The sequence below is a fragment of the Corynebacterium pelargi genome (assembly GCF_014635485.1).
In the GTDB taxonomy this organism is placed as follows: domain Bacteria; phylum Actinomycetota; class Actinomycetes; order Mycobacteriales; family Mycobacteriaceae; genus Corynebacterium; species Corynebacterium pelargi.
Genome location: NZ_BMCX01000003.1, coordinates 82,398 through 97,764, shown reverse-complemented (window position 1 = coordinate 97,764; position 15,367 = coordinate 82,398). Strand labels below are relative to the sequence as shown.

The 15,367-nt window shown below is 57.0% G+C and carries 13 protein-coding genes and 1 pseudogene; 9 read left to right on the top strand and 5 right to left on the bottom strand.

Annotated elements, in window-relative coordinates; genetic code table 11:
- Positions 1–211 precede the first annotated feature (211 nt).
- The 6 genes from IEU99_RS06880 to IEU99_RS06855 all read left to right on the top strand — a co-directional run bounded on the left by IEU99_RS06880 (position 212) and on the right by IEU99_RS06855 (position 6,894).
- Positions 212–1,234: a FecCD family ABC transporter permease gene (locus tag IEU99_RS06880; protein ID WP_128890837.1), complete on the top strand. Its 1,023-nt coding sequence runs from the start codon at positions 212–214 to the stop codon at positions 1,232–1,234.
- Positions 1,231–2,091 carry an ABC transporter ATP-binding protein gene (locus IEU99_RS06875; RefSeq protein ID WP_128889982.1) on the top strand — a complete coding sequence of 287 codons (861 nt, stop codon included), beginning with the start codon at positions 1,231–1,233 and terminating at the stop codon, positions 2,089–2,091. Before IEU99_RS06880 ends, IEU99_RS06875 begins: the two co-directional genes overlap by 4 nt.
- Positions 2,078–3,148 (top strand): ABC transporter substrate-binding protein, encoded by a 1,071-nt coding sequence (locus IEU99_RS06870; RefSeq protein WP_128889981.1) that lies wholly within the window; start codon positions 2,078–2,080, stop codon positions 3,146–3,148. The genes IEU99_RS06875 and IEU99_RS06870 overlap by 14 nt, the downstream gene beginning before the upstream one ends.
- Positions 3,149–3,269: 121 nt before the next feature.
- Positions 3,270–4,298, top strand: a complete 1,029-nt coding sequence (locus IEU99_RS06865; RefSeq protein ID WP_128889980.1) for a 6-phosphofructokinase — start codon at positions 3,270–3,272, stop codon at positions 4,296–4,298.
- 221 nt (positions 4,299–4,519) lie between these two features.
- The gene (gatB, locus tag IEU99_RS06860) at positions 4,520–6,025 is read left to right on the top strand and encodes an Asp-tRNA(Asn)/Glu-tRNA(Gln) amidotransferase subunit GatB (protein WP_128889979.1); all 1,506 of its coding nucleotides are present in this window, start codon (positions 4,520–4,522) and stop codon (positions 6,023–6,025) included.
- A 206-nt stretch (positions 6,026–6,231) separates the two neighbouring features.
- Positions 6,232–6,894 carry a TetR/AcrR family transcriptional regulator gene (locus IEU99_RS06855; protein ID WP_128889978.1) on the top strand — a complete coding sequence of 221 codons (663 nt, stop codon included), beginning with the start codon at positions 6,232–6,234 and terminating at the stop codon, positions 6,892–6,894.
- Here the strand turns inward: IEU99_RS06855 and IEU99_RS06850 are convergent.
- A complete protein-coding gene (locus tag IEU99_RS06850) occupies positions 6,891–7,568 on the bottom strand; it encodes a LysE/ArgO family amino acid transporter (RefSeq protein WP_128889977.1) in 678 nt (225 codons plus the stop codon). The two genes, IEU99_RS06855 and IEU99_RS06850, sit on opposite strands and share 4 nt — an antisense overlap.
- A 70-nt stretch (positions 7,569–7,638) precedes the next feature.
- Here IEU99_RS06850 and IEU99_RS06845 point away from each other — a divergent pair, with 70 nt between their 5' ends.
- Positions 7,639–8,508 carry a LysR family transcriptional regulator ArgP gene (locus tag IEU99_RS06845; protein WP_128889976.1) on the top strand — a complete coding sequence of 290 codons (870 nt, stop codon included), beginning with the start codon at positions 7,639–7,641 and terminating at the stop codon, positions 8,506–8,508.
- Here IEU99_RS06845 and IEU99_RS06840 read toward each other — a convergent pair.
- The gene (locus IEU99_RS06840) at positions 8,505–9,587 is read right to left on the bottom strand and encodes a glutathione S-transferase family protein (protein WP_128889975.1); all 1,083 of its coding nucleotides are present in this window, start codon (positions 9,585–9,587) and stop codon (positions 8,505–8,507) included. The two genes, IEU99_RS06845 and IEU99_RS06840, sit on opposite strands and share 4 nt — an antisense overlap.
- A gap of 89 nt (positions 9,588–9,676) precedes the next feature.
- On the opposite strand from IEU99_RS06840, the gene IEU99_RS06835 reads away from it, so the two are divergent.
- The gene (locus tag IEU99_RS06835) at positions 9,677–10,363 is read left to right on the top strand and encodes an HNH endonuclease family protein (protein ID WP_128889974.1); all 687 of its coding nucleotides are present in this window, start codon (positions 9,677–9,679) and stop codon (positions 10,361–10,363) included.
- A 434-nt stretch (positions 10,364–10,797) separates the two neighbouring features.
- A pseudogene (locus IEU99_RS11105) lies at positions 10,798–11,080 on the top strand (DoxX family membrane protein); the annotation flags it as partial.
- A gap of 325 nt (positions 11,081–11,405) precedes the next feature.
- Here the strand turns inward: IEU99_RS11105 and ilvD are convergent.
- Genes ilvD through IEU99_RS06815 form a run of 3 tightly spaced genes read right to left on the bottom strand, consistent with a single transcriptional unit; the run spans position 11,406 to position 15,223 of the window.
- Positions 11,406–13,247, bottom strand: a complete 1,842-nt coding sequence (gene ilvD, locus IEU99_RS06825; RefSeq protein ID WP_128889972.1) for a dihydroxy-acid dehydratase — start codon at positions 13,245–13,247, stop codon at positions 11,406–11,408.
- 2 nt (positions 13,248–13,249) lie between these two features.
- A complete protein-coding gene (locus IEU99_RS06820; protein ID WP_128889971.1) occupies positions 13,250–13,768 on the bottom strand; it encodes a PH domain-containing protein in 519 nt (172 codons plus the stop codon).
- Between the two features lie 12 nt (positions 13,769–13,780).
- A complete protein-coding gene (locus IEU99_RS06815) occupies positions 13,781–15,223 on the bottom strand; it encodes a mechanosensitive ion channel family protein (RefSeq protein ID WP_128889970.1) in 1,443 nt (480 codons plus the stop codon).
- Positions 15,224–15,367: the final 144 nt, after the last annotated feature.

Below are 15,367 nucleotides of genomic sequence, written 5' to 3'. Positions count from 1 at the left end.
TTTTCGCGAACCAGGGTTATGCGGAGGCGGGAACACCGGTGGAATTCCGGGACTGGCGCGCAACGGTGAAAGCCCGATTATCGCCCCCTTAACCAGACAACGAGCAGAGCGTTCTTCGCGCACAAGAACACTGCCGGGAGAGTGCACGACACAGAATTGAGGATGCGTGGGAAATAATGCGCCCACGAGTCAGCTTCGATCCACATGGGCGTTGTTGGCATTAATAATCACGCTGCTGGTGCTGCTAGGGCTAAGCTTTGTGCTTTCTTTGAGCTTCGGCTCTGTGGCCTATAGCCGCGAACAGGTATGGCAGGTAGTGCTAGCCCACCTGCGCGGTGAACCCGTCGCCGATACGTCACTCGATGCCGTGATCTGGCAGCTTCGAGCCCCGCTCGGGCTTCTGGCCCTGCTCGTTGGCGCCGGCCTGGCGCTATCGGGTGTAGCTATGCAGACCCTGGTGCGAAATCCCCTCGCAGATCCATACCTGCTTGGTGTTGCCTCGGGCGCCAGTGTCGGCGCCACGGCGGTGCTGACCTTCGGTCTTTTTAGCAGCCTTGGCGTCTACGCCCTTTCAGGTGGAGCGCTCATCGGTGCGCTTGCGGCCACGGCTTCCGTGTATGCGATCACCCGCCTTCAAGGGGGCTTTCATCCACTCCAACTCATCCTCACCGGAGTGGTGATGTCGAGTGCGTTTTCTGCCGCCGCGAGCTTTCTTGTGTTCAAAGGGCCAGATCCTCGCGCCGCCCAGTCGGTGATGTTCTGGCTGCTCGGCTCGGTGGCGGGAGCGAACTTTTCCAAGTTGATTATCCCCGGCGTCGTCTTGGTCATCGCTGCGCTGATCATGCTGGCGGTGCATCGTAACCTCGATGCGCTAATGGCCGGCCCGGATGTAGCTGCCTCGCTGGGTGTGCGCGTTGATGCGATGCGTCAACTGCTCTTTGTGATCCAAGCCCTGCTCGTGGGTGCAATGGTGGCAGTAGCAGGTGGCATCGGCTTCGTCGGACTCGTGATACCCCATGTGGGCAGATTGCTGGTGGGTTCATTGCACGCCCGTTTGATCCCCGTGGTGATGCTGTGCGGCGCACTGTTTTTGCTCTGGGTGGACGTGCTTGCCAGGATCGCTGCGCCACCCCAAGAAATCCCCCTCGGAGTAGTCACCGGTGTGCTCGGCGCGCCACTGTTTTTGATCCTGATGGGCAGGAAAACATTGCGTTTCCAAGGAGGCCAGGCATGAGCGAGAAACTGTGTTTGGAGGCACAGGATCTCAAGGTAGGCTTCGGCACCACACCCGTGGTCGAAGGCGTGGCGTTTCGCTGCGAACCGGGCACAATGACGGCCATCGTGGGCACCAATGGTGCTGGTAAAACCACTGTGCTTCGGGCCTTAGCGGGGATCCACCCAATCCAATCTGGCGGGGTTTTCTTGCAGCACCCCAATGGCAGCGGGGGAGCAACAAAGCGCTGGGATGTGGCCAAGATGGGTGCGAAACAACGCGCGAAAAAGATTGCGATGGTCTCGCAGGAAGGCCATCTGGCCGAGGATCTGACGGTGCGCGAAGTAGTCACGCTTGGCAGGCTGCCACATACGACCCCTTGGGAGTTTTCTGCAAAAAACCATCAGGGGATCGTCGACAAGGCGATTGCCACGTGTGAATTAGAAGCGTATGCCGATACCCCCTGTGGCGCTTTATCAGGTGGTATGCGCAAAAGGGCGATGATTGCGCGGGGATTTGCCCAAGAGACCCCGGTGCTGATTCTGGATGAGCCGAGCAATCATCTGGATATTTATCACCAACTCAACCTGCTTGAAATTCTTGCTGCCTCGGGCAAAACGGTGGTGATTACCCTTCATGATCTCAATCTTGCTATCGGCTACGCGGATCAGGTTGTGGTGCTTGATAAGCAAGGTGACCTTGGCAGCCAGGTGCTTTGCGACGCCCCCGTGAACGCACTGCAGGATCCATTGTTACACCGGATCTTTGGGGTGAGGGGATATGTGGCTCAGGCCAATGACTTCCAACTCGATGTGCCATTGCAACGGCCACATCTGCTTTTAGAAAAACCTCGAAAGGAACACCATGAAACTAACTAAACCCCTAGCGCTTATGTGTGCAGGCGCCTTGCTGGCAAGTTGCGCCAATCAAAGCGATAGCAACCAAGCGGAATCCGCCGCTGGTGAAACGGTGAGCATTGAAAATTGCGGCCAGGAGCGCGAACTTCCGCGAGCAGACCACATGCTGGTCAATGACGGAAACTTGATTGCTAGTGCATTGAGTGTTGATGCGGCAGATCAAATCAAAGCCGTCAGCTCGATCCAGCGCGATACCCCAATCCTGAGCGCAAAATATGGCGAGCAAACAGTGAGCAACCTCGACGATATTGCCAAAGAATATCCCTCACTTGAGCAGATCATTGCCCAAGCTCCGGACGTCTACGTGGCTGGTTGGGGATACGGACTCGATGATGGCAAAGGCATTACTCCCGAGGCGCTCCAAGAACACGGGATTGCCACCTATATCTTGAGCGAGGCCTGCCGCCAGGGTGATTCCTCCGCGCGCGGCACCATGGATCCCTGGGAGGCTGTGGAACAAGACCTGCAAAACCTCGGTGCAATCACCGGCCACGAAGACAAAGCCGATGAGGTGATCAAGGATCAGCAGCAGCGCCTCGAAGCGCTCGAACAAGCCCCGAAGCCGGAACAAGCACCCGTGGCATTCCTCTACGATTCCGGCACCGATGCCATCTTCACCTCCGGCAAATTCGGCGCACCCCAAGCCATCCTTTCTATGGCTGGTGCCAAAAACGCCACCGAAGACATCGAAGATACCTGGGTGAGCGTGGGCTGGGAGAAGCTGGCGCAGGCAGAACCGGATGTGTTCGTGTTTGTGGAATACCCCGGCCAAGAGCTTGAGCAAAAGATTGAGCAATTAAAAAACAACCCGGCCACGAAGAATCTGCCAGCAGTCAAAGAGGAGCGGTTTATTAACTTGCCCTATGCAATGTGGACTTCCGGGCCTTTGAATATTGATGCAGCAGAGCATGTGCGCAAGGCACTTGAACACTTCAAGCTGGTACCAGAAAGCAAGGTAGCGCCGAGCCTGACGCTTCCTCAGAGCACGCCTGGCCTTCAGTATTTCCAGAATTCCTAAGACTCAAAGGCGTGGGTTTCCGGGCAGGCTTTTATGAGTTTCGCAACAAAACGGACATATTTTGCCCGGTGTCTCTTTTCCGGACGGGCATAAACACAGATGAGGGTTTAGACTTGGGGCTATGCGAATTGCCACCCTGACTTCCGGCGGCGACTGCCCAGGCCTCAATGCAGTGATCCGCGGCATCGTCCGAACCTGTTCCCAATACGGCTCCACCGTGGTTGGCTACCAAGACGGCTGGGTTGGCCTGATGGATGATAAGCGCGTTCAGCTCTACGACGATGAAAACATCGACCGTATTTTGCTGCGCGGCGGCACCATCCTCGGCACCGGCCGCCTGCATCCGGATCGCTTTAAAAATGGTCTGGATCAGATTAAAGCAAACCTCGAAGATGCCGGTATCGACGCTTTGATCCCCATCGGCGGTGAAGGCACCCTCAAGGGCGCAAAATGGCTCTCCGATAACGGCATCCCCGTCGTTGGCGTGCCAAAGACCATCGACAATGACGTCAATGGCACCGACTACACCTTCGGCTTCGATACCGCAGTATCTGTAGCAACCGATGCGATTGATCGCCTGCACACCACCGCTGAATCCCACAACCGTGTGATGATCGTCGAGGTTATGGGCCGTCACGTCGGTTGGATTGCGCTGCATGCAGGCATGGCCGGTGGTGCCCACTACACGGTGATCCCCGAGCAACCATTCGATATTGCAGAGATCTGCAAAGCCATGGAACGTCGATTCCAGATGGGTGAAAAGTACGGCATTATCGTCGTCGCTGAGGGCGCGCTTCCTAAGGAAGGCACCATGGACTTTGAAGCCGGTGGGGTAGACCAGTTCGGCCACCAGACCTTCAATGGCATCGGCCAAGTCATCGGTGATGAGATCAAGAAGCGCCTTGGCCACGATGTTCGTACCTCGGTACTTGGCCACATTCAGCGCGGCGGTACTCCCACCTCCTATGACCGCGTGTTGGCTACCCGATATGGTGTTCACGCAGCGCGCGCCTGCCACAACGAAGAGTTTGGCAAGGTCGTGGCCTTGCACGGCGAACATATCGACCTCATCCCGCTTGAAGAGGCCGTGGGCAAGCTCAAGACCGTGCCCGAGGCTCGTTACCTCACCGCGAAGGCACTCTTCGGCTAAGCCCTTTTACTAGGCTGAGCTCCTTGCGTGAGCTGAGGGACCTCGCGCCTGAGCCGAGCATGCTTGAGCCTGAGCATGCTTGAGCTTGAGCTGAGTATCCTTGAGCCTGAGCTCTGAAAAAGCAACAACACCGCATCGCTTCTTTGGTGCGGTGTTGTTGCTTTCTCGCTATTGCCAGACACTCTCCGGGCTTTCAACCGCGATGGGTTAGACTAGCCGGCATGACTGCTGCGATGTATGACCTCATGGATTTCGATGAGGTATTGGAGAAGTTTGACCCGGTGATGGGCCTTGAGGTCCACGTTGAGCTGGCAACAGAAACCAAGATGTTTTCTGCTCCCTCGGCGCATTTCGGTGCCGAGCCGAATACCAACGTCGATCCCGTTTCTTTGGGTCTACCAGGCGCATTGCCCGTGGTAAACGCCAAGGGCGTGGAGTGGGCCATCAAGATTGGTTTGGCGCTTAATTGCGAGATTGCGGAGTCTTCCCGATTCGCCCGCAAAAACTACTTCTACCCGGACCAGCCGAAGAACTACCAGATTTCGCAGTACGACGAGCCGATCGCCTATGACGGTTACCTCGACGTGCAGCTTGACGACGGCACCACGTGGCGCGTGGAGATCGAACGCGCACACATGGAAGAAGACACCGGCAAGCTCACCCACATCGGCGGCGCCACCGGCCGAATCAGTGGTGCTACAAGCTCGCTGGTCGATTGCAACCGTGCAGGCATCCCGCTGATCGAGATCGTGACCAAGCCGATTGAAGGCGCAGGCGAACGCGCCCCAGAGGTGGCCCGCGCCTATGTTGCAGCGCTGCGCGACCTGGTGAAGGCTCTTGGCGTTTCGGATGCCCGCATGGATCAAGGTTCCATGCGCGTGGACTCCAATGTTTCGCTTCGCCCGCGCGGAGAAGAAGCCTTTGGTACCCGTACCGAAACCAAGAACATTAACTCCTTGAAGTCTGTGGAGCAGGCTGTGCGCTTTGAAATGCAGCGTCAAGCGCAGGTCATTAGCGACGGCGGGGAAGTGGTGCAAGAAACGCGCCACTACCAAGAAAGCGACGGCTCCACCTCGAAGGGACGCCCCAAGGAAACCGCCGAAGATTATCGCTACTTCAATGATCCCGACCTGCCCCCGGTGATTGCACCGCGTGAATGGGTAGAAGAAATCCGTGCCACCTTGCCGGAGCTGCCATGGGTTCGCCGCGCGCGTATCCAGCAGGAGTGGGGGCTCAAAGATAAGGAAATGCGCGATCTGGTCAACGCCGGCGCACTCGAGCTCATTTTGGCCACCGTAGAAGCAGGCGCCTCTGCGAGCGAGGCTCGTTCCTGGTGGGTTTCCTACCTGGCACAAAAGGCCAATGAGCAAGGCGTTGAGCTCGATCAATTGCATATCCGCCCCGAGCAGGTTGCCCGCGTGGCCGAGTTGGTCAAGGAAGGCAAGCTCACCAATAAGCTGGCTCGCCAGGCCGTTGACGGCGTCTTGGCTGATGAAGGCGATGTGGATGAGGTAGTCAAGGCTCGTGGCCTTGAGGTTGTGCGCGATGATGGCGCAATCGAGCAGGCCGTGGACGAGGCTTTGGCTGCGAACCCGGACATCGTAGAGAAGTACAAGGCAGGAAATACCAAGGTCACCGGAGCCATCGTGGGTGCCGTGATGAAGGCGACGCGTGGTAAGGCTGACCCTGCGCAGGTCAACCAATTGATTGCCAAGAAGCTGAGCTAGGTTTATTGCTCAGAAGCTGAGTGAGACTTAGCAAATCCCAAATGAAGCGCCACGCAGGTACTGCGTGGCGCTTTTTAAAACTTTCAGGCTCACCTTTCGGGGGTGGACTCCGAGCTGTGAGAATCCTGACTGATAGCTTGCACGGGTTATGCTTTGTGTAAAGCAAAACCTTGTTGGACGTCTCGAGCCAAGAAAGAGTGACACTCATGCCATTCGATTTGCCAAGGGCATCCTCGGTGCTGCACTTCGACACTCCGAAGAAGCGCAATAATACGAGGCATCGTGACATCGATAGCTTGCTGCTGAATGCAGGCCGCGAGGCATTTATCAAAAATGGCATCCGCGCAACATCTATGTCCGCTGTGGCACGAGCCGCAGGCGTGAGCCGTCCAACGCTGTATAGCCGTTACCGCAACATCGATTTGCTCACCGGCGATGTACTCAGGCACGAGTACCTCACCGTGCTCGAAGGCGCTTTTGATCGCGTCACCAGCCCAGAACAGTTCATCGATCAGATCGTTTATGTGGCTGATTCTTTAAGGTCCAATGAGTTCATTACCTCGGTGGCTCAAAGCGATCCCGATATCTTGCACCACTTCCTGTTCGGCCACCTCGTTGGCACCCAACGACGCCTGGTGGATTACCTCAAGCGCCTGATCGACGCCGTTCGGGCCCAAGCCATTGAGCAGGATAGCGCCAGCAGGATCCGCGAAGGTGATCCCGAGGTGCTTGCCATCTTCGTGGTGATGACGGTGCAGTCGGCCATTTTGTCCGCCCCGGCGGTTGCCTCCATCGTGCCCCGCCCGGATAAGTGGTGCCAGGAGCTCCACCGCCTAGTATCCGGTTATCTTCTGGAGTGCAATTCCTAGATATGGGCGATGAGCCGGATGGCGAGCAAGACCATGATGCAGCCAACGGCGATATTCATCCACTGCCACACCTTTGGTCGTGCAAGCTGGTGTGCACACCGCACCGATGCCCACCCGATCGTCGGGAACCACAGGGTGCTGGCAACAAGCGCGCCGGCTGCAAAAATCCAGCGGCCTTCGCTGCCATATTGATTGGCCATGCCGCCGAGCATGACCACCGTATCGACGTATGCTGCTGGGTTCAACCAGGTCATGGCAAGAATCATCATCACTGGTTTGACCCAGGTGCGCGTGGCTACTTGCGTTGCTTGGCGCGTTGCCAGGGCCACACCTCCGGAAGACTCTGCTTCTGCTCCTGCTCCTGCTGGTGCCTCCATCACAACGGTGGTGGGTTGGGTGCGGCTGGCGTCGCGGAAACACGTCCAGGCAAACCATAAAAGATAGGCCGCGCCGGCGATGCTTAAGACGGTGAGCACAGAGGGCACGGTGTCAATGATGACGCCTACGCCGAGGGTGCCGCCGATGATCAGCAGCACGTCGCTGATCAGGCAAATCAGGATCACTGGCACGATGGCTTCTCGGCGCATGCCAAGTTTGATAATCAGCGCGTTTTGCGGGCCGATGCCGATAATTAATGACAGCCCCATGAGCAAACCAGTGATAAAGATTCCCATGCCTTGTAGCTTGGCCTGTCCCGAAGATGAAGTAAAATTAAAGAAAATAAACCTGATGTAGCATAGCTTCATGAACCCCGCTCACCTGGACACATTGCTCGCAATTATTGATGAAGCCAGCTTCGAAGGCGCCGCCTCGGCCTTAGGTATTTCGCCTTCTGCGGTCAGCCAAAGAGTCAAAGCACTCGAACACGCCTATGGCAGGGTGCTGATTCGCCGCTCATCGCCGCCTGTGCCGACGCCGGCAGGAGAAGTGATTGCCCAAATGGCACGAAAAATTGCACTCTTGCGCAGCGAAGTCGATGTAGCACTCGGTGGAAAGATGGGGGCCTTGCCCCTCTCGGTGGCAGTGAATGCCGACTCGCTTTCGCTCTGGTTTGGCCCGGTGTTGCAGGCGGTGTCCGGTTGGCAACAAGCCGCGCTGCACGTGCGCATCGAAGATGAAAAGCATTCGGCCCAGTTACTTTCCCGCGGTGATGTGATGGGAGCTGTGACAAGCCAGTCCAAGGCCGTGCCTGGCTGCGAGGTTCGACCGCTGGGTGCGATGCGCTATGTTTCGGTAGCCAATCCAGAGTTGTTGGATCGCCACACAAAGGGCGGGCAGGTGGATTGGGAGGCGATGCCGGTGCTGCGCTTTGGCCCGCGCGACCGCCTCCAAGATATCGACCTCGAGCGCCGTATCGGTTTCGTGCCCTCGCGCCGAAATGTTTCCGAGATTCCCTCCGTCGACGCTTTTCTGGAGGCCGCGCGCGTTGGCCTCGGTTGGGCTTTGCTGCCGGAGGTCCAGGCGCTTCCACTTCTTGAGCGATCTGCCCTAGTGCTTATCGACGCCAAGCGCATCGAAGTTCCACTGTATTGGCAGTCCTGGAGGCTGGAATCGGAAACCTTGCGTATGTTAAGTGCTGCCGTGGTTGAAGCGGCAGCATCACTGGCGCATTAGCCTTCAAAGAAGGCTTGTTGCTCCGGCAACATATTGCGTACACGCTCACCCTCAGGCACAGGCCCCGGTGCCGTGGCGCCAGGGGCAAAGGGGCTGCCGCCGAGCTGCTCGCGCCCATGTTCGCTCACGAGACCGGACAGATCGGGGCCTTGAGGCACGACCTGTGTGGGGTTGACGTCGGTATGCACGATGTAATAGTGCTCTTTGATTTCTTTGAAATCGGTGGTGTCGCCAAAGCCGGGGGTTTGGAAGAGATCGCGAAGGTATCCCCACAGCGCGGGCATCTCGCTGATTTTGTTGCGATTGCACTTAAAGTGGCCGTGGTAGACGGCATCGAAGCGAACCAGGGTGGGGTAGAGGTAGATATCGGCCAAGGTGATGTGCTCGCCAACCAGGTAGCGGCGCGTGCTGAGGCGCTCTTCGAGGTAATCGAGGGCATCCCAAAGCCGCTCATAGGCTTGGTCATAGGCATCTTGGGTTGATGCAAAGCCGCAACGGTACACGCCATTATTGACCTCCTTGAAAATGTAGGACGTCAATTCGTCGATCTCTTCGCGTAGCGACTCGGGATAGAGATCCGGTGCGCCTTCGCGCTCGTATTCAGACCATTGATCGTTCAGATCGGGCACGAGCGAGGGGAAGTCGTTAGTAACAACGGACTTGGACTCAATATCGACGATCGCCGGTACGGTAATTCCGCGAGGGTAGTCTGGGAAGCGCTCAAAATACGCCTCCTGGAGGCGATGGATTCCCAAGACCGGATCGACTTCGCCTGGATCGAGGTCGAAGACCCAGGAGCGTTTGTCATGGGTCGGTCCGGCAAGGCCAAGCGAGATCACATCCTCTAAGCCTTTGAGGCGGCGGGTAATAATCGAGCGATGCGCCCAAGGGCAAGCACGCGCGGCCATGAGGCGATATTTGCCGGGTACAACTGGCCAGAATGTGCGGCCATCTTCTTGCTGCTCGGGCTTTTCTACACTGGCGAGGATACGATCGTCGATATAGCGGGTATCGCGGACGAATTCTCCGGTGGTTGATGCGTTCTTGGCGTCTCCGGCCCAATCTTTAGAAGTAGACATATCAACAAAATAGCGCAAGAGCCTTATGGGCGCAAGCCTTCGAATGTCAGTTCGGTTATCTCTGGGGTTGCTTGCTAGATTCTTTGACTATGCGATCCAGGTTTCCTCGACTACTCATTGCCTGTGCCATCTTTATTACGCTCGTGAGCGTCGCATGGCAGGTGGCCGAAGATCGCGGGTGGGTTCCAGAGGCGATTACTCCGCCGGCACCATCGCACGGGGTGGTAGACCAACTCAGCATCCGCGGCCCAGAAGCCATCCCGCCCTATGACCGCGATGCCTTCGGCCAAGCCTGGAGCGATGATGTCAATGTTCCAGGTGGCCACAATGGCTGCGATACCCGCAACGATATGCTTCAGCGAGATCTCCGGGATATTGAATTCAAGGCAAATACCCGCAATTGTGTGGTCGCCTCTGGCTACCTGCAGGATCCCTATTCAGGTCGTGGCCATCACTTTGTCAAAGGCAATCGCACCTCCACGGAAGTGCAAATCGATCACGTCATTGCCCTGGCCGATGCCTGGGAATCCGGGGCGTGGCGCTGGGATCCAGACTTGAGAAGAAACTTCGCCAACGATCCAGCAAACCTCCAAGCCACATTGGCCGAAGAAAACCAAAATAAGAAAGCTAAAACGGCAGATCAGTGGCTTCCCTCTGATCCCGCCTATGTATGCACCTATGTCCAACGCCAAGTGGATTTGAAGTTGCACTACCAATTAAGCGTGACGCAACAAGAACACGATGCCATGGCAAGAGTGCTGGCCGGCTGCGATTGAAAGTAACGATTCTGTTGCAGCGGCTGAGTGGCAGCGCAGAAAAACCTAGGTGATCACCTACGCTGGTGCCCATGAGCAACAATGAGATCCCCGATCGCGCAAGCGACTTTGACGATATTCCTACCTATGGCGCAGACAAGACCACAAAAGATAACGACGTGTATCGCCGCGCCGGCCGTGTAGCACCGCAGAAGATTGAACCCCAAAGCGCTAAAGACCCTGAGGCCACCACGGTATTCGAAGAACCGAAGGTAGACCGCAGTGCGCCTTTGGCCTCTGATGCACCGGCCAACTATGAGCCCTCCTCCTACGCCGATGAGGATTATGCCCCAACGGGTGCAACACCTGTTGCACCTGCCACCGCGGTATATGCAGATCCCAATGCCCAGGTGCTCAGTGATGAGCAGGTGGAGCAAGTTGCTGCAGTAGGTGCCGCCGAAGGTGCCAAGCGCGGCACCATTGACTTCGGTTTGCTGCTGCTTCGCGTCGTACTTGCCGCATGGCTGCTTTACGACTCCATTACTGTTTTCTTCGGGGTAGGCGATCGTAGCCTCGGTGCTCTTGAGTCTGATTTTGGCGCTTATGCCAACCCGAACCTGCTCTCCATTGTCTTGCCTACCTTGGAACTCGCAGCCGGCGTATTCTTGCTATTTGGCTTGCTCACCCCGATCGCTGCAGCACTGGCCACAGTGGCAACATCCTTTATGTTCCTCCACCAGGTCTTCTTGGCAAATGGCGAGGCCTTCGCTTCGGTGAAAAACACCCTCTTCCTCAGCGGTCTTCTTGCGGCGCTGAGCGTGGTGGTGCAATTTACCGGCCCTGGCATTATCTCTCTTGATACCAGCCGTTCCTGGGCACGCCGTCCGCTGGCAAGCTCCTGGTTCTTCGTTCTTGCAGCCATCGCCGGCGCAGTCGCGCTGTGGTGGTTCGGTGCGGCAGTCAATCCGATTCAGCGCTAACTGCTTAGCACTTAAAAAAACTCCCCACAGGCAGCCAACAATCGTGGTTGGCGTGTGGGGAGTTCTTCTTTTGCCCGAGTGGTTTAATCCACCTGGCGCACAGCACCCTTATCGGCCGAGGTGGCCATCTTTGCGTAGGCGCGAAGTGCTTTGCTTACCGGACGCTGACGATCCTTTGGAGTCCAAGGATGCTCGCTGGCCTGCATCGCCTGCACCCTTTGCTCAATTTCTTCTTCGCTGAGATCTAAAGAGAGCACGCGATTGTGAATGTCGATGGTGATGGAGTCGCCGTCTTCGACAATGCCGATGAGGCCGCCATGTGCTGCTTCTGGAGACATGTGGCCAATGGAAAGCCCGGAGGTGCCACCGGAGAAACGCCCATCGGTAATCAGCGCACAGGCTTTACCAAGGCCGGCACCTTTGAGGAAGGACGTCGGGTGCAGCATCTCCTGCATGCCCGGTCCGCCGGAAGGGCCTTCATAACGAATGACCACCACATCGCCGGGGGTGACTTCCTTGTTCAGGATCTTGGATACGGCCTCCTCCTGGCTTTCGCATACCAGGGCAGGGCCGGTGAACTTCCACAATTCTTCTTCCACACCAGCCGACTTCACCACCGCGCCGTCGGGGGCAAGATTGCCGCGCAGGATCACCAGGCCGCCGTCTTCGCTAAAGGCGTGATCAACTGAGTGGATGCAACCATGCTCTTGGTCGGTATCGAGTGATTCCCAACGGTTGGACTGGGAGAATGCTTCGGTAGTGCGCACACCACCGGGGGCTGCGTGGAAAAGCTCAATGGCCTCATCGCTTGCTTTACCACCGCGGATATCCCATTCGCCCAGCCACTCATCCACATTGGAGTGCGTGAGCGAATGCACGTTGGTCTCGAGGAGGCCTTTGCGGTGCAACTCGCCCAAGATTGCAGGAATGCCACCGGCGCGGTGTACATCTTCGATGTGGTAGCTGCCGTTGGGGGCTACCTTCGAGATGCAGGGAATGCGGTAGGAGAGTTCGTCAATATCGGAGAGGTCGAAATCAACCTCACCTTCTTGGGCTGCAGCCAGGGTGTGCAACACGGTATTTGTTGAACCACCCATAGCCATGTCCAAGGCCATGGCATTTAAGAATGCCTCCTTGGTAGCCACATTGCGTGGCAGCACGGATTCGTCTTCTTCGCCGTAGTAACGCTCGCACAGCTTTACTACCAATTCGCCGGCCTGTTGGAAAAGACGCTTACGGGCGGAGTGGGTGGCAAGCGTGGTGCCATTACCCGGCAAGGAAAGACCTAAAGCTTCAGTGAGGCAGTTCATTGAATTGGCGGTGAACATGCCGGAGCAGGATCCACAGGTCGGGCATGCGGAGGCCTCAATGGTGGCGAGGTCATTATCGCTAATGGCGTCGTTAGCAGAAGCGGTGATGGCGGTAATCAGGTCGGTGGGCGTAGAGGCAATGCCATCAACGACTACTGCTTTTCCAGCTTCCATCGGTCCGCCGGAGACAAAGACCGAAGGGATATTCAAACGCATCGCGGCATTTAACATCCCGGGCGTGATTTTGTCGCAGTTAGAAATGCACACCATCGCATCGGCGGTGTGGGCATTGACCATGTACTCCACGGAATCAGCGATGATTTCACGCGAGGGCAAGGAATACAGCATGCCGCCGTGACCCATGGCAATGCCATCGTCGACGGCGATGGTGTTGAATTCTTTTGGTACACCGCCAGCGGCGCGCACCGCATCGGCGACGATATCGCCGACGTTTTTCAGGTGCACATGGCCTGGCACGAACTGGGTATAAGAATTCACAATTGCCACAATTGGCTTGCCAAATTCGTGTTCCTGAGTGCCGGTTGCCCGCCAGAGGGCACGCGCCCCCGAAGCATTGCGACCAACGGTGGTAACGCGTGAACGAAGGGGAATCATCGTTATTCCTTAGCAGATGGGGTTTGGCCAGGCTTTGCAGCACGTGCTTGGTACTGCTCGTATTCTTCTTGGGTCATCATCACCTGACGGCCGTCCTTGTGTACCACCACCACTTTTTCATCAGCGGCGCGACGTCCAGCCGTCAAGGCATCGGGGATTCGACCCCGTGATGCCTCTTCAAGTTTAGGCAAACTACTAAATGATACCCCCGGCAGGCTAAAGCTCGTGCCGTCTTTGCGCTCCACCAAGGCCTTGGAACCCTTGAAACTGATACCAGCGATGGTGTCCCAGGTTGCCGATTTCGGCTTGCCAAACAGATAGTGGGCGCTAATGCCGTCCTCGTTGAGTACCGTTTTTACCTTCAGTACCCACACGATGAACACAATGGGAAACACCAAGACCCACCCCAGCATGAGCGGGTTGTAGCTCACGCCAATCAGCAAGATGCAAATCATGATGCCTGCAGAAAGCAGGTGGGTGCGATCGGGTCTAAATAGCTGGGGAGAGGTTTCCTGGCTCATAAGCATGTGATTCTAGCGCAGCGGGAAAAGGCCTCCGCCACCGTCCTGTTCAGGGGCGCGTTCGCCTTGTCCACCTTCAGTTTCGCCACCTTGAGGCTCAGCAGTCGTGGTCGGCTCGCCGGTTGGCTGCTGCGGGGAGGTGGCAGTTGGTTGCGGCGAAGGCTGCTGCGTTGGTTGTTGTTGCTGCTGCTGCTGAGGAGCGTTGGTGGCTGGGGCCTCAGTAGGAGTGGGGGTGGCGGTAGAAGAGCTAAAGCGCTCGGGTGCGAGCAAACCGACGGTGCCGTCGTAGTTTTGATCATCCGGCGACCAGGTCAAGCCCTTGAGCACCAGCAGAATCAAAAAGGCACCAAGCAGAAGCGCGGTCGAGATTCGCGTCTTACCGCCGCCGGTAATCACCTTGCGCCAACCGGTGTAATGCACCGGGTCGTCGGCCTTGCTCAAGGTGGCAGGTGCTTCTTCTTCTGCAGCCGGATCCTCGGGGTGGTCGATCCTCTCGATGGAGTTTTTCACGCTGTGGCCGTGGGCATCGGTCTGCGGCGCAGTACCCGATTCGGTGGCAACAGATGCCTCTGGGGCAGCAGTTTGGAATTCCTCGGCAAACGCACCGGTGAGCGTGGGGGCTGAACCATACTCGCGCCAGAATTCATTAATGATCTCGGTGCGAATAGCGCGCTCTACAAACCACTGCGTGCCGGGCTGAACCTGGACCACAAAGCGCATGTCCGAGGTCCACGGCATACCCACGGTGGTCGGTGGGGTGACATCGAGTGAGGGGTGCACATCGAGGGTGCCAAGCACCTTCTCGGCCACATCGTGTTGGTTCAAGGCCTTCTGGGCTGCCTTGCCGGCGCGATCAATGGCCTGATAGATGGAATCAGAACCAAGGAGCGGAACGGAGACCTTACATACAGCCTTGGACCAATAATTCGAGCTGTTAATGCACACCCCGGCCTTGGAGTTGGGCACGATGACGGTGTCTTCGGCCAGGGTGCGGATGCGGGTTGCGCGCATGGTGATCTGAATGACCGTGCCCTCGACGGTGGCGGCGCCACCTTCGAAACGCACCCAGTCGCCCACACCAAATTGGCGCTCGCTCAAAATGAAAAAGCCCGCGAGGAAGTCGGCGATGATCGACTGTGCGCCTAAACCAATGGCTGCCGAGGCGGCAGTTGCGGGAATAGCTGCACCTGCCAGCGAGAAGCCGAGCTGCTGCAGGATAAAGACAAATAAGACAAAGTAAGCAATAAGCTGCGCAATGTAGACAGCTACGCCAGCAAAGGCGAGGTGGGTTTTAGACTCCCGATCGTTTTGATCGATCACCTTTCTTTCCACGATGCGCATGGCAAGACGTCCCGCACGCGGGACGAGGAAAAGCATGATGATGAGAAGACCGAGGTTAAAGCCAGTCTCCACCATCCAAATCCAGAATTTGTGTAGAAGATAGCTAAACGGCATGCGCCCAACTATAGACACTTCAGGGAGGAACTCATTGATCGGTGAGCAATCTCAAGCAAGGGGCGCAAGGTGAAATCTTCGGCATAGCGCGGGGGTAGTGTGAAGCAGCTCATTTTCCACGTTGCAGGGCATTTCGGGGGTGGA